Origin of the sequence: Streptococcus sp. XMC (genome assembly GCF_021341835.1) — a bacterium.
Lineage (GTDB): Bacteria > Bacillota > Bacilli > Lactobacillales > Streptococcaceae > Streptococcus.
In genome coordinates this window covers 15,887-36,784 of record NZ_JAJTNQ010000003.1, presented here as the reverse complement: position 1 = coordinate 36,784, position 20,898 = coordinate 15,887, and the positions used below count along the sequence as shown (strand labels likewise).

Below are 20,898 nucleotides of genomic sequence, written 5' to 3'. Positions count from 1 at the left end.
AAAGAAGAAATACAAGATCCTAGCCTTTGAGGCTATTCATTTAAAAGCAAAATAAAATTATGTAAACAAATTTAAAGTAGCTAAATCAGCTACTCATTTTCAAGAACAAATTAAAATTATGTAAATTAGAGGTAAACAATATGAATAACAACTTTAACAATATGGATGATCTTTTCAATCAACTAATGGGAAATATGGGTGGTTTTCGTTCTGAAAGCCGTCGCTACATGATCAACGGTCGGGAAGTGACACCTGAAGAATTCGCTATTTACCGTCAAACTGGTCAACTTCCAAATGAAGGAAGCGAGCAAGTGCAACACCATCAAGGTAAAGGAATGAAACAAGATGGGATCCTTGCAAAACTTGGTCGTAACTTGACCGAAGAAGCTCGTGAAGGTAAGCTAGATCCAGTTATTGGTCGTAATAAAGAAATTCAAGAAACTTCTGAAATTCTTTCTCGCCGTACTAAGAACAATCCTGTTCTTGTCGGGGATGCAGGTGTTGGTAAGACAGCCGTTGTAGAAGGATTGGCCCAAGCTATCGTGAATGGGGATGTCCCAGCGGCTATCAAGAACAAAGAAATCATCTCCATTGATATTTCCGGTCTAGAAGCTGGTACACAATACCGTGGTAGCTTCGAAGAAAATATTCAAAACTTGGTCAACGAAGTTAAAGAAGCTGGAAACATTATCCTCTTCTTTGACGAAATTCACCAAATCCTTGGTGCTGGTAGCACAGGGGATGGTCAAGGATCTAAAGGTCTTGCGGATATCTTGAAACCAGCTCTTTCACGTGGGGAATTGACCGTGATTGGGGCAACCACTCAAGACGAATACCGCAACACCATCTTGAAGAACGCTGCCCTTGCACGTCGTTTCAACGAAGTCAAAGTCAATGCTCCATCTGCTGAAGATACTTTCAAGATCCTCCAAGGAATCCGTGAATTGTATCAACAACACCACAATGTGGTCTTGCCTGATGAAGTCTTGAAAGCAGCAGTTGATTACTCTGTTCAATACATTCCACAACGTAGCTTGCCTGATAAGGCCATTGACTTGGTCGATGTGACAGCTGCTCACTTGGCAGCGCAACACCCAGTGACAGATGTCCATGCTGTGGAACATGAAATTGAAGAAGAAAAAGCGAAACAAGAAGCTGCAGCTGCAAAAGAAGATTACGAAGCAGCATTAAATGCAAAAATTCGGATCGAAGAACTGGAAAAACAAATTGCCAACCATACAGAAGATCACAAGGTGACTGCAACTGTCAATGATGTGGCAGAGTCTGTAGAACGAATGACTGGTATTCCAGTATCACAAATGGGGGCAACCGATATCGAACGCTTGAAAGATATGGGTCACCGTTTGCAAACCAAGGTTATCGGTCAAGACAAGGCTGTTGAAGCCGTTGCCAAAGCGATCCGTAGGAACCGTGCAGGCTTTGACGAAGGAAACCGTCCGATTGGTAGCTTCCTCTTCGTAGGTCCTACTGGTGTCGGTAAGACTGAGTTGGCTAAACAATTGGCCCTTGATATGTTTGGTACTAAAGATGCCATCATCCGTTTGGACATGTCAGAATACAGCGACCGTACAGCCGTGTCTAAATTGATCGGTACAACTGCCGGTTATGTTGGTTACGATGACAACAACAATACCTTGACAGAACGTGTCCGTCGCAATCCATACTCAATCGTCCTTCTTGATGAGATTGAAAAGGCGGATCCTCAAGTGATTACCCTTCTCCTTCAAGTATTGGATGATGGTCGTTTGACAGACGGTCAAGGAAACACTGTTAACTTCAAGAATACCGTAATTATTGCTACTTCAAATGCTGGCTTTGGTTACGAAGCCAACTTGACAGAAGATGCGGACAAACCAGAACTCTTGGATCGTTTGAAACCATTCTTCCGTCCAGAATTCTTGAACCGCTTTAATGCAGTGATCGAATTCTCACACTTGAGCAAGGAAGACCTTTCTAAGATTGTTGACTTGATGTTAGTAGAAGTGAACAAAACTCTTGCGAAGAAAGACATCGACTTGACAGTGAGCGATGCTGCCAAAGAATACATGACAGAAGAAGGCTATGATGAAGTCATGGGTGTACGTCCACTCCGTCGGGTGGTTGAACAACAAATCCGTGACAAAGTGACCGACTTCCACTTGGATCACCTTGAGGCTAAACATTTGTTAGCGGATATGGAAGATGGAGAATTGGTCATTAAAGAGAATACAAACTCAGAAGAATAACTAGGACATCTAGCACCATAAACGGTAGAAAATCAGTTTGAAAAAGAAGGCTAAGAAGAAATTCTTAGCCTTTTTGATATCGATAAAAGAAAAATATATAAGGTATAGTTTTATCGTTTTTTTTCCCAGAAAGTGAAAAATGATAAAAAATAGGTATGTTTTTTCATGAATTGATGCTAAATACAGCGTGAAAATGCCTTAGAAAGCGTCTGTAAGCAAGATTTTCATATAAATGAACAAATAAATTATATAATATATAAAAGACTAAATTTAAGGGGATAGGATGATTTTATGAAAAATCCAATTGATATTTATTCGACAAAAGATTATAAGAAAGTTGAAGCTGTCGTTCAATTGATGGTGGATGGAAAGGTGACAAGTTATAGAGTAGCAACTGAGACAGATATTAGTAAGATGAGTCTAGCTACCTTGACAAAAGGAACCAGTAAAATTAAAAACATTACCTATCAAACAGCCATGTTGTTGATTGAATGGTATGATAAAAATCATGAAAAATATGGAATCACAATCGATTAACAAAAACCTATTTTTTATGGTTTTTTCTTTTTCTAAAAAAGAAAGCACTAGAAAAGCTATCCGGATCGGATAGTGGCTGGACACCTCCATCTAAGGACTTATTTTTTTGAAAATCAAGGGTTCGTATTGAAAATACCTATAAAATTTGCTATAGTAGAGCATATATGATTTAAAAAGGAGAAACGGTATGCAAAGTGGTACAACCTTGCTATTTATGCTTGCGCTAATGGTCGGAATGATGTTCTTCATGAGCCGTAGCCAAAAGAAACAATACCAAAAACGGATGGAAAGTTTGAATAAGCTTCAAAAAGGGTATGAAGTGATTACCATCGGTGGTTTGTATGGAACAGTTGATGAAGTAGACACTGAACGTAAAACCGTTGTCTTGGATGTGGATGGCGTATACCTCACATTTGAATTGACAGCTATTAAAACAGTTTTGCCAGTTTCAGAAGGAGTGACAGCTGGTGCAGTTGAAGGCGCTGGTGACTCAGATTCTATCATCGACGGTGAATAATAAGAAAGAGCGATCAAACGGTCGCTTTTTTCATTTTTAGCTAGATGCCCCCTAGAAAAGGGGCTAGACTGCCATTTTAAGCGGATTTATGATATAATGAAGCGATAAAAACAGTGAAATAGGTAGAAAAACATGTTTCGTTTTAAAAAGAAAGAAAAATTAAGCGTTCCCCTAGAAGTGCCCAAGCACATTGGAATCATCATGGATGGGAACGGTCGTTGGGCCAAAAAACGGATGCAACCTCGTGTCTTTGGCCACAAAGCCGGCATGGAGGCTTTGCAAGAAGTAACCATCGCAGCCAAGGAGATGGGAGTGCAAGCCCTAACGGTCTATGCTTTCTCAACTGAAAACTGGACGCGTCCTCAACAGGAAGTGAGCTTTATCATGAATCTTCCAGTTGAATTTTACGATCGCTTTGTTCCAGAACTTCATAGAAATAATGTGAAGATCCAGATGATTGGTGAGGTTTCTCGTCTTCCGAAGGAAACCTTAGAGGCTCTGGAAAAGGCAGAGGCGTTAACCCACTCCAATACAGGATTGATTTTGAATTTTGCCTTGAACTATGGAGGACGGGCGGAACTGACCCAAGCAGTCAAACAAATCGCCCAGGAAGTTCTCGATGCGCACTTAAATCCGGGTGACATTTCAGAAGAGACCATTGCCAATTATTTGTATACCAGTAGTCTACCAAGTGACTTGCGAGATCCTGACCTGATTATTCGGACCAGTGGCGAGCTTCGCTTGAGCAACTTTTTGCCTTGGCAAGCAGCTTACAGTGAGCTTTACTTTACCGATGTGATGTGGCCTGACTTTGGAGAAAAGGCCTTGCATGATGCAATAGAAGAATACAGCCATCGTCATCGACGTTTTGGTGGTGTATAGGAGAGAAATAGATGAGAAAAGATTTACAGAAGCGAGTGATTTTTGGAGGAATCGCCCTAGCATTCTTTATCCCAGTTGTCCTTATGGGAGGCCTTGTGTTCCAGATTGTAGTGGGACTCATCGCTATGTTGGGTGTTCATGAATTGTTGAAGATGAAAGGCCTGCAGACTGAAACCATCGAAGGGGCCTTGACCATGCTAGCAGCTCTTGTATTGGCGCTACCCTTAGAGAGTTACCTTCCCTTCTTGCCAGCAGGTGGCAATTTTATCGCCTATGGCCTGTTGGTCTTATTATTGATGGGGACGACTGTCTTGGCACAAGGCTATACCTATGACGAGGTTGTCTATCCGATTGCTTCAAGTTTTTATGTTGGCTTTGGCTTCCATGCCTTGATCCAAGCGCGTTTAGCAGGTGTAGATAAGATTCTTTTGGCCCTCTTTATTGTTTGGGCGACGGATTCAGGGGCCTATTTCATTGGGAGCCAGTTCGGTAAGAAAAAGCTCTTGCCAAGAGTATCGCCAAATAAGACTGTTGAAGGAAGTCTAGGCGGGATCGCTTGTGCTGTCGTCGTGACGATGATCTTTATGATCCTAGATCGTACTGTTGCGGGATCTTACGGTTGGGTAACCATGATTCTCTTTACCATTCTTTTCAGTATAGCAGCTCAGTTTGGTGATCTCGTCGAAAGTGCCATCAAGCGCCATTTTGGAGTGAAAGACTCTGGCCGTTTTATCCCTGGTCACGGTGGTGTCTTGGATCGATTTGATAGCTTGATTTTTGTTTTCCCACTGATGCTATTCTTTGGTCTATTTTAAACAATAATCGTATAATCATCAGATAAAACGAAGGAGCGTGTATGCAATTTATTGCCTTTATTATCATTTTTGGCGTCATTGTTCTGGTGCATGAGTTCGGCCATTTCTATTTTGCAAAGAAATCAGGCATCTTGGTCCGTGAGTTTGCGATTGGGATGGGGCCAAAGATTTTTGCGCATGTGGGCAAGGACGGAACAGCCTATACCATTCGAATCCTTCCGCTGGGAGGCTATGTTCGAATGGCAGGATGGGGCGAAGATACGACAGAGATTAAGACAGGAACGCCTGTCAGTCTGACTTTGAACCCTGAGGGAACTGTTGTTCGGATCAACCTTTCTGGAAAAAATATCGACCAGACAGCTCTCCCCATGAATGTCACAGATTTTGATTTTGAGAATAAACTTCAGATTACAGGAATCGTCATCGAAGAGACCAAAACCTATCCTGTCCACCATGATGCGACCATCGTTGAGGAAGATGGGACAGAAGTACGGATTGCCCCTCTGGATGTGCAGTATCAAAACGCTAGTATTTGGGGACGCCTGATTACCAACTTTGCTGGTCCGATGAACAACTTTATCTTAAGTATTGTTGTGTACTCTCTTCTCGCCTTTATGCGGGGAGGTGCAGTGGACTACTATAGCAACCATGTTCAGGTCGTTCCTCAAGGAGTGGTGGCTAAGGCCGGTTTGAAAGACAATGACCAGATCGTTCAGATCAATGAATACAAGGTTTCCAATTGGGATGAGTTGACCGATTCTGTCCAGAAGGCGACCCGTAACCAAGGAAAAAATCCAGAAGTAACGATTACCTATGAACGAGATGGGAAAACTCAAAAAGTGACGGTTCAACCAGAAGAAGATGGTGGACGCTATTACATCGGTGTGACCAATGCTGTCAAGACAGGCTTCTTAGATAAGCTTCTCTCAGGTGTGACAGATACTTGGTACACCGCAACTCGTATTTTGACGGCCTTAAAGGATATCATCTTCCACTTTAGTTTGAACAAGTTGGGTGGTCCGGTAGCGATCTACAAAGCTAGTTCACAAGCTGCGGAGCTAGGACTTCCAGCCATCCTATCCTTGATGGCCATGCTGTCTATTAATATCGGAATCTTTAACTTGATCCCCATTCCGGCCTTGGATGGTGGGAAAATCTTGATCAATCTGATTGAGCTTGTCCGAAGAAAACCGCTGAAGCAGGAGGTAGAAACCTACTTGACCCTTGCTGGAGTGGCGGTCATGGTTATCTTGATGATTGCCGTGACTTGGAACGATATAATGAAATTATTTTTGAAATAGAAAAGGAATGAATCTGAATGAAACAAAGTAAAATGCTTATTCCAACACTTCGCGAAATGCCAAGCGATGCGCAGGTCATCAGCCACGCTTTGATGCTCCGTGCTGGTTATGTTCGTCAAGTATCAGCAGGTGTTTATTCATATCTGCCACTTGCAAATCGTGTGATTGAAAAAGCTAAGAAGATCATGCGCCAGGAATTTGACAAGATTGGCGCTGTTGAAATGTTGGCTCCAGCCCTTCTCAGTGCTGACCTTTGGCGTGAATCTGGCCGTTATGAAACTTACGGGGAAGACTTGTACAAATTGAAAAATCGTGAGAAGTCAGACTTTATCTTGGGTCCAACTCACGAAGAAACTTTCACAGCTATTGTCCGTGATTCTGTCAAGTCTTACAAGCAATTGCCACTGAATCTCTACCAAATCCAGCCTAAGTATCGTGATGAAAAACGTCCACGTAATGGACTTCTTCGGACCCGTGAGTTCATCATGAAAGACGGTTACAGCTTCCACGCCAACTACGATAGCTTGGATGTGACCTATGATGAGTACAAGGCAGCTTACGAGCGTATCTTTACTCGTAGTGGCTTGGACTTCAAAGCCATCATCGGTGACGGTGGAGCCATGGGCGGTAAGGATAGTCAAGAGTTTATGGCCATCACACCTGCTCGTACAGACCTTGACCGTTGGGTGGTGTTAGACAAGTCAGTAGCATCATTTGACGAGATTCCTACAGAAGTGCAAGAAGAAATCAAGGCAGAATTGCTCAAATGGATGGTTTCGGGTGAAGATACGATTGCTTACTCAAGTGAGTCAAGCTATGCAGCCAACTTGGAAATGGCGACAAACGCCTACAAACCAAGCAACCGTGTTGTGACTGAAGAAGAAGTGGCTCGTGTGGAAACACCAGGTGTTAAATCGATTGATGAAGTCGCAGCCTTCTTGAATATCTCTGAAGAGCAAACCATCAAGACCTTGGTTTATATCGCAGACGAGGAGCCAGTTGTGGCCCTACTCGTTGGCAATGACCAACTCAACGAAGTTAAATTGAAAAACCACCTTGGAGCAGACTTCTTGGAACCTGCAACTGAGGCGGAAGTGAAAGAATTATTGGGAGCGGACTTTGGTTCACTTGGCCCAGTCAATCTTCCAGAAAATGTTAAAATCATTGCTGATCGCAAGGTCCAAGATAGCCGCAATGCTGTTGTTGGTGCCAACCAAGATGGTTACCACTTGACAGGTGTGAACCCAGGTCGTGACTTCACTGCCGAGTATGTCGATATCCGTGAAGTTCGTGAGGGGGAAATCTCTCCAGATGGACAAGGTGTGCTCAGCTTTGCACGTGGGATCGAGATTGGTCATATTTTCAAACTAGGAACTCGCTACTCAGCAAGTATGGGAGCAGATGTCTTGGATGAAAATGGTCGTGCAGTCCCAATCATCATGGGATGCTACGGTATCGGTGTGAGTCGTCTCCTTTCAGCCGTTATGGAGCAACACGCTCGTCTCTTTGTTAACAAAACTCCAAAAGGTGAGTACCGTTACGCTTGGGGGATCAACTTCCCTAAAGAATTAGCACCGTTTGATGTGCATTTGATTCCAGTCAATGTCAAAGACGAAGCCTCTCTCGAATTGACTAGCAAGATCGAAGACCAATTGGTCAAGGCTGGCTACGAAGTCTTGGTTGACGATCGTAACGAACGTGCCGGTGTTAAATTTAGTGATAGTGACTTGATTGGCTTGCCAATCCGCATCACTGTTGGGAAGAAAGCAGCTGACGGTGTCGTAGAGGTGAAAATCAAAGCTTCAGGCGACACGATTGAAGTGCATGCAGACAACCTGCTTGAAACCCTGTCAATTTTAAATAAATAAGCTAAACTGCCAGTTTTACCTGGCAGTTTTCTTTTTCTGAAGAAGTAGCTAAAACCCTGACTTTCCGAAGCGCTAAGAGGATTATTGCTATTCGGAAGACTTTACCCTCGAGCTGAATAGGTTAAAAACAATTTTTTGCAAAAAAACTAACCATAGCGAATAGCTTGGTTAGTTCAGTGTTCAAGACTAGTAATCTAGAGAAGTAGCGATCTAGTTCTCTTCACTAGGGAAAGACTCTCCAAAAGACAACTCAGAGTAGGGGATTTCAAAACTGTCTTTGTTATAAGTTACCTTGACTGAAGTCGTTCCAAAGTCGACGAGGATGGGATGTCCTGAAGTGATGATGGTATAGTGATCAGCGGTTTGTTTGATATCATAGACTGTCGTTGGTCCGTAAAGGTAATCAGAAGAATAGATATCCCCTTTTTTAATTGTTTTTGTTATGGCAACAGTTTCTTTAGTAGGAGAATAGGATAAATTATAGACTTCTTTTCTGTTGATGTCTTGTGCAATAAAAGTTTGATGGTCATCACTTTTTGCTTGATAGTGAATGAAATTTTCATCGAATCGTTTCAGGGCGTTTTGCCTAGTGAGATACAAACTTCCTCCCCATAGACATAGGCCTAAAACGACAAGAGAAGCGATACCAATCAGAACTGTTTTTTTAGTGAGGCGCATAATAACTCCTTTAAATTTATAGTGAATAGAACTAGAGTAAGGAACTCAGATTAAAAAAAAGACGAAAATTTGCGAATAGGTATACGTTCAAAAATGAATTAGAAAGCTTTATTCTTCTTCTGTCAAACCTTGCTCTTCGATAGCTTCAAAAAAGTCTTCTGGTTTATCTTTTAGTTTTTCAAAGAGGCTCCCTTTTTGGTCTGTCACGCCCAAAGCTGCCGCCGCTTCATCTACATCCATCTTGGCCAAATCAAATGTGACAAATTGCCGAACCGTTTTTTTATCTGCAGAAATTCGAACGTTTAACTCAATCCCTTTGGCTTTGTTCATCGCTTCAAAATAGGGACTGCTTTCCATGTCTTCTTGATAATAGTCAGCTAACTCTTCGCGGCTTTTATCTTGTTCCTCTTCAGGGATCTCTTTTTCGTGAATGAAAGAAAAGGCAGTCACCTTATCTTTTAGATAGTAGACTTTGATTTTAGTGACGACATCAGCACTTACTGCCCTTGAAAAAGTTTTCGTCTTCACCTTTTCTTCTTTGGCTTTCTGTTGACTCTGAGTTTGCTTGAGTTTGTTTTCTAGCTGATTCTGACTAGGCGTGCTACAGGCAGTCAGGGTCAGCAGACAGGCACTGGCTAGTAAAATTTTCTTCACAGTGAAGGCTCCTTTTAATAAATATTCTGTTCTATTATATCATAACTGAGCCCCGTGAAAAATGGCTCGCGAATTGTACAGGTTCCCGCACCTGGCCCTATTCTTTTTTGGTCGAAAAACGGGCTGATTTATGGTAAAATAGGGTCACTACTGTACGAGGAAATATCATGTCAAACAAGTTTGAAATCTTAATGAATCAGTTGGGAATGCCTTTGGAAATGCGTGAATCAGACGCTTTTGAAGGGGCTGAAATCCAAGAGGTCATCGTCCATAAGCTCAGTCGTGTTTGGGAATTTCGTTTTGTTTTTGCCGAAATTCTTCCCATCACGATTTTTCAGGAGCTCAAAAACCGCTTGGCTGAGGAGTTTTCAAAGACAGGAAATCGAGCGGTGTTTGAGATTCAGGTAAAGAATCCAACTTTTAGTGAGGAGCTCTTGCAAGCCTATTATCAGGAGGCTTTTGAAGATGGTCCCTGTGCGAGTCAGGGCTTTAAGAGCATGTATCAGCACCTACAAGTCCGCTCTCAAGGAGAAGAGCTGATTATTAGTGGCCCTTCATCTGTGGATACGGAGCACCACCGGAAAAACCATCTGCCTAATCTTGCTAGTCAATTGACCAAGTTTGGCTTTCCCCATTTCCAGTGTCGGGTCGAGGCGGATGACCAGTTGACAGAAGAACTCCAGCAAGCCTTCGAGGCTGAGAAGGATCAAATCTTCCAAGCAGCTAATGAAGAAACTCTGCGGGCCATGGAGTCCTTGTCTCAAATGGCCCCACCACCCGCAGAGGAAAAACCAGCCTTTGATTTCAAGGCCAAAAAGGCTGCGGCTAAGCCCAAGCTGGATAAGGCAGAGGTCACTCCTATGATCGATATCACGACAGAAGAGAACCGCATTGTCTTTGAAGGAGTGGTCTTTGATGTTGAGCAAAAGGTGACTCGGACAGGTCGGGTCTTGATCAATTTCAAGATGACCGACTATACTTCCAGTTTTTCGCTCCAAAAATGGGCTAAAAATGAAGAAGAAGCTCAGAAGTTTGACATGATCAAGAAAAACTCTTGGTTGCGGGTCCGTGGGAATATCGAGGTCAATAACTTCACACGAGACTTAACCATGAATGTCCAGGATGTCCAAGAAGTGGTCCACTACGAGCGCAAGGATCTGATGCCAGAAGGCGAGCGTCGGGTCGAGTTCCATGCCCATACCAATATGTCAACTATGGATGCCCTACCTGAGGTAGAGGAGCTAGTCGCAAAAGCAGCCAAATGGGGTCACAAAGCAGTGGCTATCACAGACCATGGAAATGTTCAGTCCTTCCCTCATGGCTATAAGGCTGCCAAGAAAGCTGGTATCCAACTCATCTATGGGATGGAAGCCAATATCGTCGAAGACCGTGTGCCGATTACCTACAATGAAGTCGATCTAGACCTTCATGAAGCAACCTATGTGGTTTTTGACGTGGAAACGACTGGACTTTCAGCGATTTACAATGATTTGATTCAGGTTGCCGCATCTAAAATGCACAAGGGCAATATCATCGCTGAATTTGATGAGTTCATCAATCCAGGTCATCCTATCTCTGCCTTTACAACGGACCTGACAGGCATTACCGACGATCATGTTCGCAATGCCAAACCTTTGAAACAAGTCCTAGAGGAGTTCCAGGAATTCTGTCAGGATGCGGTGTTGGTTGCCCATAATGCCACCTTTGACGTGGGCTTCATGAATGCCAACTATGAGCGTCATGGCCTTCCAAAAATCACTCAGCCAGTGATTGATACGTTAGAGTTCGCGCGTAACCTTTATCCAGAGTACAAGCGTCATGGTTTGGGACCTTTGACCAAGCGCTTCGGCGTTGCCTTGGAACACCACCACATGGCAAACTATGACGCGGAAGCAACAGGCCGCTTGCTCTTCATCTTTATCAAGGATGTCGCAGAAAAACATGGCGTGACCAATTTAGCTAAGCTGAATTTGGATCTAATTAGTCCGGATTCCTACAAAAAGGCACGGGTCAAACACGCAACCATCTATGTCAAGAACCAGACCGGCTTGAAAAATATGTTCAAATTGGTCTCTCTTTCCAATACTCAATATTTTGAGGGCGTTCCTCGGATTCCCCGGACAGTTTTAGATGCCCATCGGGAAGGGTTGATCCTGGGATCGGCTTGTTCTGAAGGAGAGGTCTTTGATGCGGTCGTCTCTCAAGGAGTTGACGCCGCAGTAGAAGTAGCCAAGTATTATGACTTTATTGAGGTGATGCCTCCAGCCATTTATGCGCCCCTCATTGCCAAAGAGCAGGTTAAGGATATGGATGAGCTCCAGACCATCATCAAGAGCTTGATTGAGGTGGGAGATCGCCTTGGCAAACCAGTCCTGGCAACAGGGAATGTCCACTACCTTGAGCCTGAGGAAGAGATTTATCGGGAAATTATTGTCCGCAGTCTTGGGCAAGGAGCTATCATCAACCGGACTATCGGCCATGGAGAAAACGCTCAACCAGCCCCTCTGCCAAAAGCCCATTTCCGCACAACCAATGAAATGCTGGATGAATTTGCCTTTCTAGGGGAAGACCTGGCGCGCAAGATTGTCATTGAAAACACCAACGACCTGGCAGAAATCTTTGAACCCGTTGAAGTGGTTAAAGGAGACTTGTATACCCCATTTATTGACAAGGCCGAAGAAACAGTTGCCGAATTGACCTATCAGAAGGCCTTTGAAATCTATGGCAATCCTCTACCTGATATTGTTGATTTGCGGATTGAAAAAGAATTGACCTCTATCCTGGGGAATGGCTTCGCCGTGATCTATCTGGCTTCCCAACTCTTGGTGCATCGCTCCAATGAACGGGGTTACTTGGTGGGTTCACGGGGATCCGTCGGATCCAGTTTCGTAGCGACCATGATTGGGATTACCGAGGTCAATCCGCTCTCGCCACACTATGTCTGTGGTCAGTGTCAGTACAGTGAGTTTATCACGGATGGTTCTTATGGTTCAGGCTTTGATATGCCAAATAAGGACTGTCCAAACTGTGGACACCAGCTTAGCAAAAACGGCCAAGACATTCCGTTCGAGACCTTCCTTGGTTTTGATGGGGACAAGGTACCCGATATCGATTTGAACTTCTCAGGGGAAGACCAGCCGAGCGCTCACTTGGATGTCCGTGATATTTTTGGGGAAGAATACGCCTTCCGGGCAGGAACAGTAGGTACGGTTGCGGCCAAGACAGCCTATGGATTTGTCAAGGGCTATGAGCGGGACTATGGCAAGTACTACCGGGATGCTGAGGTAGAACGTTTGGCCCAAGGTGCCGCTGGGGTCAAACGGACGACCGGTCAGCACCCAGGGGGAATCGTTGTTATTCCTAACTACATGGATGTCTATGACTTCACCCCTGTTCAGTATCCAGCAGATGATGTGACAGCCGAATGGCAAACCACTCACTTTAACTTCCACGATATCGATGAGAACGTCCTCAAGCTCGATGTCCTGGGACACGATGATCCGACCATGATTCGGAAACTTCAGGACTTATCAGGCATTGATCCAAATGATATTCCTATGGATGATCCAGGGGTCATGGCCCTCTTCTCAGGAACCGATATCTTAGGAGTCACACCGGAGCAAATCGGTACCTCAACCGGTATGCTTGGGATTCCAGAGTTTGGGACTAACTTTGTTCGGGGGATGGTGGATGAAACCCATCCGACCACTTTTGCCGAGTTGCTTCAGCTGTCAGGGCTGTCTCACGGTACCGACGTATGGTTGGGAAATGCCCAAGACTTGATCAAGGCGGGGATTGCCGACCTATCAACCGTTATCGGATGTCGGGACGACATCATGGTTTACCTCATGCATGCAGGACTCGAACCCAAGATGGCCTTTACCATCATGGAGCGGGTGCGGAAAGGCATGTGGCTTAAGATTTCTGAAGAAGAGCGCAATGGCTATATCGCTGCCATGAAAGCCAATAATGTACCAGAATGGTACATCGAGTCTTGTGGAAAAATCAAGTACATGTTCCCTAAAGCCCATGCGGCAGCCTACGTTATGATGGCCTTGCGGGTGGCTTACTTCAAAGTGCATCACCCTCTCTACTATTATTGTGCTTACTTCTCTATTCGGGCTAAGGCCTTTGATATCAAGACTATGGGTGCAGGCCTAGAAGCTGTGAAAGCGCGGATGAAGGAGATTGCTGAAAAACGAAAGAACAACGAAGCTTCCAATGTGGAGATTGACCTCTACATAACCCTTGAAATTGTCAATGAGATGTGGGAGCGTGGCTTCAAGTTTGGTAAGCTAGACCTCTATCGCAGTGATGCGACGGAATTCATCATCGATGGAGATACCCTTATCCCACCATTTGTCGCCATGGATGGATTGGGAGAAAACGTCGCTAGGCAGATTGTGCGAGCTCGCAAAGAAGGGGAATTCCTCTCTAAAACAGAGTTACGCAAACGTGGTGGCGTCTCCTCAACCTTGGTAGAAAAGATGGATGAGATGGGAATTCTTGGCAATATGCCAGAAGACAACCAGCTTAGTCTCTTTGATGATTTGTTTTGATGGATAAATGATTTTTATTCAAAAGTTATCAATCTTAGATGAACAAAAGTCATAATTACATGACGCAGTAATGAATTGATTTAATTGTTCGTTTTCTAAGTTTGGAAGAATGTTATATTATCTTTTCAGGAGTAGGACGGAACGAAATTTGATAAAAATCGTACTGTTTTACTCCTATTTTATATACTTGTATTCTCAAATAGAGAAAGTTTATTATAGTTGATCTTAAATTGAGAAAAATAATACTATGTTCTAGATAGATAATATTGATTTTACAGTTTGTACATGCTATACTATCTATAATAATAAATGATTAATATATGGTTAATAAAAAGTTGAAAGGAGATGGAGATATGACTGAATGGATTGTTATTGATCAGTTTGGTAATATGATTGCACAAGGATTTTGGACAAAGGAAGCAGCAGAGCAGTATTCAAAAAATATTCCTAATACAAGTGTTATTCAAAAGAATTAACCACCCTTAGCTACAGATTCATATGAATTTGTAGTTTTTTTTAAAATACAATAAAGGCGGATGAAATGGAGATTCAATTTACTTCTAAAAAGGTTGGAGAACTATTGAAAAAAGGAGATTTGCGAATTCCTTCTTATCAAAGACCATATAAATGGAACAGAAAACATATCCGTAATCTTTTTTATGATTTACGAGATGCTATGGGGAAAAAGGAATATCAGATTGGTTCCGTTATCTTGCATGAAAATGATGGAAATGATAGATACTTAGATATTGTCGATGGACAGCAACGGCTAATTTCTATTTCCTTGTTTCTTCATTTATTAGATGATTTAGAGAATTATAAGGGTGCTAATCAACTGCTGAGTGCTGAATTTGGAGAGCTATCTTGCTATCATGCGAGTGAAAATTATAATGAGTGGGAAAATTTGACTCAATTGGTTGGCGAAAATGAGGCAAAAGATATTTGCAATTTTTTATTAGAGAATTGTGCTGTCTCTGTGATTACTATGCCCAAAAAACGATTATCAGAGGCTTTTCAGCTATTTGATTCTCAGAATAATCGTGGAAAAGCTTTAGAACCTCATGATTTGCTCAAAGCCTATCATCTCCGTAAGCAAGATTCAGAAGATGAAAAAATTGTGGAAAAGTGGGAGCAATTTGTAGAAGATAAAAATTTAAGTCTCAAAGAGTTATTTGATAAACATCTTTTTCGTATGAGACGTTGGTCGCGAGGAGAGACAGGATTAACAAACAAGCGTTATGGCTCTTATCTCCGTTTTACAGAGGATTTTATTGACGATTTTAAAGGCGTTGATTTGAATCAGAACTTTCCATATCTAGAATTGTATCGTCATATTGAAAATCTCCCCATGTCCATTACTATGCCAATCATTGATGGAAGTAAATTTTTTGAGTATATTGAATCTGCTCATGAAACTATTAAAGATCATAAAGATTTTTTAAATGAAAGGTTAGGATTTTCTGATGAGCCTGAAGAGGGAGAAAAAAATGTAGCTTACCCAGAAGGTATGTTGAACATTTACAATAGCTCAAAAGGGCGCTATCTCAAGTGTCACAATATATTCCTAAACATTTGCTCGCTTTTCGCAGAGAGATTTGGAAAAGATGAGCTATCAAAGGAGATAGTAGAGACCTTGTTTATTTGGTCTTATTACCCTCGAGTTAAGTCTAAAGCTATATATGATGCAACGGTAGGGAAATATGCTGCTGGTGGAAGTTTTAGACAAAAAGAGGCTCAAAAGCTATTTCAACTTTTATCCCATGCTGTTACTCCGAATGATTTCATGATCAAGATAGATAGAGAATTATTTGAAAATTATACTGTGGACAAGATTATAGAAGAGGAAAAAGATAAATGGTAGAAACACATATAAGCTTATCAGTTAATCGTTTGTTAAATGAAGATACCTATGCTATCCCTCTTTATCAGAGAAATTTTGCTTGGACTTATGATGAAATTGAGCAGTTATTGAACGACGTAGCAGATGCTTTTCAAGAAGATAGAGACAATTATTATATTGGAACATTAGTCGTTAATAAAGAGAATGACATTTTCAAAATCATAGATGGGCAACAACGAACAACAGCTCTTAATTTGATTGCCTTAGCTTTGAAGCATGAGTTTGGTTTTGATAGATTGAAATCTGTCAATCTTACCTTCCCAGCTCGGAAGAAATCAAATGAGAATATTCAAAAACTATTTATCAAGCAAAAAATTTCAAAGGATGATGAAAATGAGCTGACTAGAGGTTATGGACATGCTAAAGAGGCCTTGAAAAAAGTGCTAGAGGAGCGCCAGCTTAATCCTCAGTCTTTCATCGAGTATCTTTTTGAGAAAGTTATTATTTTTCGAAGTATACTTCCTGAAGATTTAGATTTGAATCTTTATTTCGAACGTTTCAACTCTCGAGGAGAACAACTAGAGGCTCATGAGATTCTCAAGGCGCAAATGATGGCTAAATTCGGTACAGATCAAGAAATGGCTCAAAAGTTCGCAAGAATTTGGGATGCCTGTGCAGAATTTGATAAGCCTGTAATCAATGCATTTACAAAAAAAGCAAAGAAAAAGCATCCTGATGCAGAAAGAGAAAAAATATTTCCTTTGAATTGGATTAAAGGAAATAATTATCAGAATAGCTTTCTTTTAAACATTGATAAGTTCTTAAGTCAAATAGAAGTTCAGTCAACTAATAAGAAATCTTTATTATCTAGTATAGAAAATAAAGAATCTACAACAGTTAAAGTAATATCACATACGAATGAAGTGGAAAAATACAGAACGATTATAAACTTTGAAACATTTTTATTTTTCGTATATTATATAACATTTGGGAATGTATCCCCTTCTGATATACAGCTAGATGATAAGAAATTATTAGAAACATTTGAAAATGTAACTAGTGTTAATACAAACATAGAAGATATTACATTATTTATTAGGAATTTATTGAAATTAAAATTTATATTTGATAATTTGATCGTACGAATGTCACAAGAGACTAATAATAGAAGACAAGAAAATGATTGGTTTCTGCAGAAAGTTTATCGGAATGATTATAATAATAAAACTAGAGGAGATTTATTTGTTCAATATTATTATGATAAAAATTCTTTTGAAAAGTTCAATGATGATATTTTAATGCTTCAATCTATGTTTGCTGTGACCTTCACGGCCAATCGTGACAGTCGTTGGTTATATGAGATCTTGCAATTCCTATTTAACCATATTGAAGAGTTAGATCAGCCAGAATTTGGTGCTCATTTTAAAGAATTTCTTGAAAAAATGGCAGTGACGTATGCAGAAGAAAGATTGTATACTGAGGATAGAAGAATTAAGAAATATGGTGACATCCCTGTTTATGCTTTTAACTTTGTAGATTATGTTTTATGGAAAAATCGTGAAGAATTAAAGAAAGCATACGATGTTAAGTTTGAAGATTTCAAATTTGCATATCGTCGTTCTATAGAGCATTGGTTTCCACAACATCCAAATAGTGATGAAAGAGTTGAAAAAATTGATGATAAATTTTTGCACTCCTTTGGGAATCTCTGTATTATTACAGATAGTCAAAATTCGAAGTTTGGAAATTTAGTTCCAAGTGCAAAATATAAACAGTGGGAAGGAATTTTTGATCGTCAGAGTCTAAAATTACAAATAATGGCTAGCATAACAGAAAAAACTAAATGGGAATCGGATCAGATAAAAGGATTAGAAAAAGAAATTTTACCTATGGTCAAAAAATTTATAGAAAGTAAGTCATAAGAATTGCCTTAATTATCAATGTTAAAACGCTATTGTATATCTAATAGATTTACAGTAGCCTTCTTTTTTGTTACAATAATCAATAGAAAGAAGGTGAGAATATGTCTAAGACGAGTATGAGTATTCGTTTGGATAGTGAGGTTAAGGAACAAGCCCAACAGGTTTTTAACCATTTAGGGATGGATATGACTACAGCCATCAACATTTTCCTCCGTCAAGCTATTCAATATCAGGGGCTACCTTTTGATGTTAAGATAGATGAAAACAGGAAATTGCTTCAAGTGGTAACGGATGTAGAGCAAAATCGGAATATGAGTCAGTCTTTTGAATCTGTCTCAGACTTGATGGAGGACTTGCGTGCTTAAGATTCGCTATCATAAACAGTTTAAAAAAGATTTTAAGTTGGCAATGAAGCGTGGATTGAAGGAAGATTTGTTAGAAGAAGTCTTGCATTTTCTGATTCAAGAAAAAGAACTTCCTGTCAGATATCGTGACCATCAACTGACAAACTCCAAGCATTTTCAAGATGTTCGTGAGTGTCATATTCAGCCGGATTGGCTTTTGGTGTATAAAGTGGACAAGGATGAATTGATTTTAAACTTGCTGAGGACAGGAAGTCATAGTGATTTGTTTTGATGGATTCAACAATCCTCGATCAGTTTGAGGTTGGCTAATGATAGAAAAGAAAAAAAGAGCAACACCCTGGAAGTCGGGGAAAGTCATTTCCATTCGCCTACGGAATGGTGTCTATGTCTTAGCACAAATGGTGCGAGAGCCCTATCTGGTATTTTTTAACTATTTTAAGGAGGAAAATAGCTGGAAGGAAGTGACCTTGAAAGAGGAGAATATTCTCTTTTGTAAAGCAGTCACTCGTCAGTTTCTACGCTATAGTCCTGTAACGATTATCAAAGATCTTGACCCTCTCTTAGATTATCGGTTACCCAAAGAATGGATTTATAGCCATATGGGAGGGCATCCGATTACGGTTTTGGTGAAGGGACGGGAGCGCCAAGTAGCTGGTTTTGGTCATCGGCTTTCCTTGGTTCAGGCGGATAAGGATAGTGGCCAACCAGAGGATAATCCTCTAATGGGACTCTTCCAAGCCTATATCCTACCAAATATCCAAGAGCAAGATTGGGAGCGGGTCGGTCAGGCTGAACTCATGTCACTTGAAGTCTTTCCGACACTCAATGAACGTCTTTATCTCTGCTTTCTCTACGGGAAAAATGTGAATCCAGAGCTAGATATCTCTTTGGGAAAGCCCCTGCCCGATGATTATGAAACTTATCTCGATATTCTTACCAATAGCCCAGAGGCACGAGGCCTTTATCTAGGTGAGGAGGATGCTAAGAAAGGAATAAAACGATGAGAGTAAAAATATTTGCAGAAGATAAACCTGCTCAAAAAACATTTAATTATCAATTAGAGCTAGATACTGATACCATTTTAAAAGTAACTGGCCTGGTCTGCGCCACTGTGGTGGTAGCAAACCTCTTGTCACTCTTAAAGGATTAATATAGAAAAGGATTGAAAATGGTTTTACCAAATTTTAAAGAAAACTTAGAAAAATACGCAAAATTGTTGGTTGCGAACGGCATCAACGTGCAACCTGGCCATACCTTGGCTTTGAACATCGATGTGGAGCAAAGAGAATTGGCCCACTTGATTGTGAAAGAAGCCTATGCCTTGGGGGCGCATGAAGTGATCATCCAATGGGCAGATGACTTCACCAACCGGGAAAAATTCCTCCATGCACCGATGGATCGCTTGGACAATGTACCAGACTACAAAATTGCTGAGATGAATTACCTCTTGGAACACAAGGCCAGTCGTCTTGGTGTGCGCTCGTCTGATCCAGGTGCCTTAAATGGTGTCGAGGCAGAGAAGCTTTCTGCTTCTGCTAAGGCTTTGGGCATGGCTATGAAACCAATGCGCATCGCTACTCAATCCAACAAGGTCAGCTGGACCGTTGCTGCAGCAGCAGGACTAGAATGGGCGAAAAAAGTGTTCCCAAATGTGGCGAGCGACGAAGAAGCAGTGGATCTCCTTTGGGATCAAATCTTCAAGACCTGCCGGGTGTACGAAGAAGATCCAGTCAAGGCTTGGGAAGAGCATGCTGCTATTTTGAAGAGCAAGGCAGATACACTCAATAAAGAACAATTCTCAGCCCTTCACTACACAGCACCAGGCACCGATTTGACTCTTGGCTTGCCGAAAAATCACGTTTGGGAATCTGCTGGAGCTATCAATGCTCAAGGCGAAGGATTCTTGCCAAACATGCCAACAGAAGAAGTCTTCACAGCCCCTGACTTTCGTCGTGCTGAAGGTTATGTAACATCTACAAAACCACTTAGTTACAATGGGAACATTATCGAAGGCATCAAAGTGACCTTTGAAAATGGAGAAATCGTAGATATCACAGCTGAAAAGGGCGATCAAGTCATGAAAGATTTGGTCTTCAAAAACAAGGGAGCACGTGCCTTGGGTGAATGTGCCCTCGTACCAGACCCAAGCCCAATTTCACAGTCAGGCATCACCTTCTTCAACACCCTCTTTGATGAAAATGCTTCTAACCACTTGGCCATCGGGGCAGCCTATGCAACCAGTGTAGAAGGTGGCGCAGAATTCACAGAAGAAGAACTCGAAGCAGCCGGCCTCAACCGCTCAGACGTCCACGTCGACTTCATGATTGGCTCAAGCCAAATGGATATCGACGGTATCCGTGAGGATGGAACACGCGTCCCAGTCTTCCGCAACGGAGATTGGGCAATATAGGGAGCAGGACAGAAATCAGTAACTCGAAGAGTTTGATTTCGTAGTCCTGCCCCCGCACAGTTGATTAGGAAGTACGAGTACCGCAGGTAGGAGTAGTTCCAATCAACCACTGCGCCAAGAGACAGAAATCAGTAACTCGAAGAGTTTGATTTCTACTTCGCTTTTCGGTTTTAAGGCTCAGGCAAAAAAGGTCCACAGGACCTTTTTAGTCCCCCCGCACAGTTTATGAGGAAGGGCCTTGCTACGCAATCCCTATCTGCCAGCTCAAAATAGTGTTTTGAGCAATCAACTACTGCGCCAAGAG

The 20,898-nt window shown here is 41.7% G+C and carries 18 protein-coding genes; 16 read left to right on the top strand and 2 right to left on the bottom strand.

Annotated features, from left to right (window positions below):
* Positions 1 to 140: 140 nt before the first annotated feature.
* The 7 genes from LXO72_RS06685 to LXO72_RS06655 all read left to right on the top strand — a co-directional run bounded on the left by LXO72_RS06685 (position 141) and on the right by LXO72_RS06655 (position 8,166).
* Entirely contained in the window at positions 141 to 2,246 is a 2,106-nt protein-coding gene (locus LXO72_RS06685; protein ID WP_233331888.1) for an AAA family ATPase, read from the top strand.
* Between the two features lie 291 nt (positions 2,247 to 2,537).
* Positions 2,538 to 2,783, top strand: a complete 246-nt coding sequence (locus LXO72_RS06680) for a hypothetical protein (RefSeq protein WP_023022151.1) — start codon at positions 2,538 to 2,540, stop codon at positions 2,781 to 2,783.
* 187 nt (positions 2,784 to 2,970) lie between these two features.
* Positions 2,971 to 3,300 carry a preprotein translocase subunit YajC gene (yajC, locus tag LXO72_RS06675; RefSeq protein ID WP_006595033.1) on the top strand — a complete coding sequence of 110 codons (330 nt, stop codon included), beginning with the start codon at positions 2,971 to 2,973 and terminating at the stop codon, positions 3,298 to 3,300.
* 132 nt (positions 3,301 to 3,432) lie between these two features.
* Positions 3,433 to 4,182: an isoprenyl transferase gene (locus LXO72_RS06670; protein ID WP_233331887.1), complete on the top strand. Its 750-nt coding sequence runs from the start codon at positions 3,433 to 3,435 to the stop codon at positions 4,180 to 4,182.
* Positions 4,183 to 4,193: 11 nt separating this feature from the next.
* Entirely contained in the window at positions 4,194 to 4,997 is an 804-nt protein-coding gene (locus tag LXO72_RS06665; protein ID WP_233331886.1) for a phosphatidate cytidylyltransferase, read from the top strand.
* 41 nt (positions 4,998 to 5,038) lie between these two features.
* On the top strand, positions 5,039 to 6,298 hold the full coding sequence (gene rseP / locus LXO72_RS06660; protein ID WP_154853857.1) for an RIP metalloprotease RseP: 1,260 nt from the start codon (positions 5,039 to 5,041) through the stop codon (positions 6,296 to 6,298).
* A gap of 17 nt (positions 6,299 to 6,315) precedes the next feature.
* Positions 6,316 to 8,166 (top strand): proline--tRNA ligase, encoded by a 1,851-nt coding sequence (locus tag LXO72_RS06655; protein ID WP_233331885.1) that lies wholly within the window; start codon positions 6,316 to 6,318, stop codon positions 8,164 to 8,166.
* Positions 8,167 to 8,376: 210 nt separating this feature from the next.
* Here the strand turns inward: LXO72_RS06655 and LXO72_RS06650 are convergent, their stop codons facing one another.
* A complete protein-coding gene (locus LXO72_RS06650) occupies positions 8,377 to 8,844 on the bottom strand; it encodes a hypothetical protein (protein ID WP_233331884.1) in 468 nt (155 codons plus the stop codon).
* Between the two features lie 108 nt (positions 8,845 to 8,952).
* Positions 8,953 to 9,498, bottom strand: coding sequence for a DUF1307 domain-containing protein (locus tag LXO72_RS06645; RefSeq protein WP_233331883.1), 546 nt, complete (start codon positions 9,496 to 9,498; stop codon positions 8,953 to 8,955).
* Between the two features lie 167 nt (positions 9,499 to 9,665).
* Here LXO72_RS06645 and LXO72_RS06640 point away from each other — a divergent pair, with 167 nt between their 5' ends.
* The 9 genes from LXO72_RS06640 (at position 9,666) to LXO72_RS06605 (ending at position 20,594) form a co-directional block, all read left to right on the top strand.
* The gene (locus LXO72_RS06640; RefSeq protein ID WP_233331882.1) at positions 9,666 to 14,057 is read left to right on the top strand and encodes a PolC-type DNA polymerase III; all 4,392 of its coding nucleotides are present in this window, start codon (positions 9,666 to 9,668) and stop codon (positions 14,055 to 14,057) included.
* Between the two features lie 353 nt (positions 14,058 to 14,410).
* Entirely contained in the window at positions 14,411 to 14,533 is a 123-nt protein-coding gene (locus LXO72_RS10155) for a hypothetical protein (protein ID WP_257375148.1), read from the top strand.
* Positions 14,534 to 14,598: 65 nt separating this feature from the next.
* Complete coding sequence (locus tag LXO72_RS06635) at positions 14,599 to 15,918, top strand: DUF262 domain-containing protein (protein WP_233331881.1); 1,320 nt, start codon at positions 14,599 to 14,601, stop codon at positions 15,916 to 15,918.
* Positions 15,912 to 17,819, top strand: coding sequence for a DUF262 domain-containing protein (locus tag LXO72_RS06630; protein ID WP_233331880.1), 1,908 nt, complete (start codon positions 15,912 to 15,914; stop codon positions 17,817 to 17,819). The genes LXO72_RS06635 and LXO72_RS06630 overlap by 7 nt, the downstream gene beginning before the upstream one ends.
* A gap of 101 nt (positions 17,820 to 17,920) precedes the next feature.
* On the top strand, positions 17,921 to 18,184 hold the full coding sequence (locus LXO72_RS06625) for a type II toxin-antitoxin system RelB/DinJ family antitoxin (RefSeq protein ID WP_045504412.1): 264 nt from the start codon (positions 17,921 to 17,923) through the stop codon (positions 18,182 to 18,184).
* A complete protein-coding gene (locus LXO72_RS06620) occupies positions 18,177 to 18,455 on the top strand; it encodes a type II toxin-antitoxin system RelE/ParE family toxin (RefSeq protein ID WP_156676704.1) in 279 nt (92 codons plus the stop codon). Before LXO72_RS06625 ends, LXO72_RS06620 begins: the two co-directional genes overlap by 8 nt.
* Before the next feature lie 37 nt (positions 18,456 to 18,492).
* Positions 18,493 to 19,188 carry a hypothetical protein gene (locus LXO72_RS06615; RefSeq protein ID WP_233331879.1) on the top strand — a complete coding sequence of 232 codons (696 nt, stop codon included), beginning with the start codon at positions 18,493 to 18,495 and terminating at the stop codon, positions 19,186 to 19,188.
* The gene (locus LXO72_RS06610; protein ID WP_167470860.1) at positions 19,185 to 19,334 is read left to right on the top strand and encodes a hypothetical protein; all 150 of its coding nucleotides are present in this window, start codon (positions 19,185 to 19,187) and stop codon (positions 19,332 to 19,334) included. The genes LXO72_RS06615 and LXO72_RS06610 overlap by 4 nt, the downstream gene beginning before the upstream one ends.
* 18 nt (positions 19,335 to 19,352) lie before the next feature.
* Entirely contained in the window at positions 19,353 to 20,594 is a 1,242-nt protein-coding gene (locus tag LXO72_RS06605; protein WP_233331878.1) for an aminopeptidase, read from the top strand.
* Positions 20,595 to 20,898 lie beyond the last annotated feature (304 nt).

Excerpts from the sequence above, each read along its gene's own strand:
- LXO72_RS06625 (WP_045504412.1), top strand. The coding sequence starts at position 17,921 with ATGTCTAAGACGAGTATGAGTATTCGTTTGGATAGTGAGGTTAAGGAA.
- LXO72_RS06610 (WP_167470860.1), top strand. The coding sequence starts at position 19,185 with ATGAGAGTAAAAATATTTGCAGAAGATAAACCTGCTCAAAAAACATTT.
- LXO72_RS06680 (WP_023022151.1), top strand. The coding sequence starts at position 2,538 with ATGAAAAATCCAATTGATATTTATTCGACAAAAGATTATAAGAAAGTT.
- LXO72_RS06630 (WP_233331880.1), top strand. The coding sequence starts at position 15,912 with ATGGTAGAAACACATATAAGCTTATCAGTTAATCGTTTGTTAAATGAA.
- yajC (WP_006595033.1), top strand. The coding sequence starts at position 2,971 with ATGCAAAGTGGTACAACCTTGCTATTTATGCTTGCGCTAATGGTCGGA.
- rseP (WP_154853857.1), top strand. The coding sequence starts at position 5,039 with ATGCAATTTATTGCCTTTATTATCATTTTTGGCGTCATTGTTCTGGTG.
- LXO72_RS06685 (WP_233331888.1), top strand. The coding sequence starts at position 141 with ATGAATAACAACTTTAACAATATGGATGATCTTTTCAATCAACTAATG.
- LXO72_RS06605 (WP_233331878.1), top strand. The coding sequence starts at position 19,353 with ATGGTTTTACCAAATTTTAAAGAAAACTTAGAAAAATACGCAAAATTG.
- LXO72_RS06650 (WP_233331884.1), bottom strand. The coding sequence starts at position 8,844 with ATGCGCCTCACTAAAAAAACAGTTCTGATTGGTATCGCTTCTCTTGTC.
- LXO72_RS06635 (WP_233331881.1), top strand. The coding sequence starts at position 14,599 with ATGGAGATTCAATTTACTTCTAAAAAGGTTGGAGAACTATTGAAAAAA.
- LXO72_RS06655 (WP_233331885.1), top strand. The coding sequence starts at position 6,316 with ATGAAACAAAGTAAAATGCTTATTCCAACACTTCGCGAAATGCCAAGC.
- LXO72_RS06665 (WP_233331886.1), top strand. The coding sequence starts at position 4,194 with ATGAGAAAAGATTTACAGAAGCGAGTGATTTTTGGAGGAATCGCCCTA.
- LXO72_RS06640 (WP_233331882.1), top strand. The coding sequence starts at position 9,666 with ATGTCAAACAAGTTTGAAATCTTAATGAATCAGTTGGGAATGCCTTTG.
- LXO72_RS10155 (WP_257375148.1), top strand. The coding sequence starts at position 14,411 with ATGACTGAATGGATTGTTATTGATCAGTTTGGTAATATGATTGCACAA.
- LXO72_RS06670 (WP_233331887.1), top strand. The coding sequence starts at position 3,433 with ATGTTTCGTTTTAAAAAGAAAGAAAAATTAAGCGTTCCCCTAGAAGTG.
- LXO72_RS06615 (WP_233331879.1), top strand. The coding sequence starts at position 18,493 with ATGATAGAAAAGAAAAAAAGAGCAACACCCTGGAAGTCGGGGAAAGTC.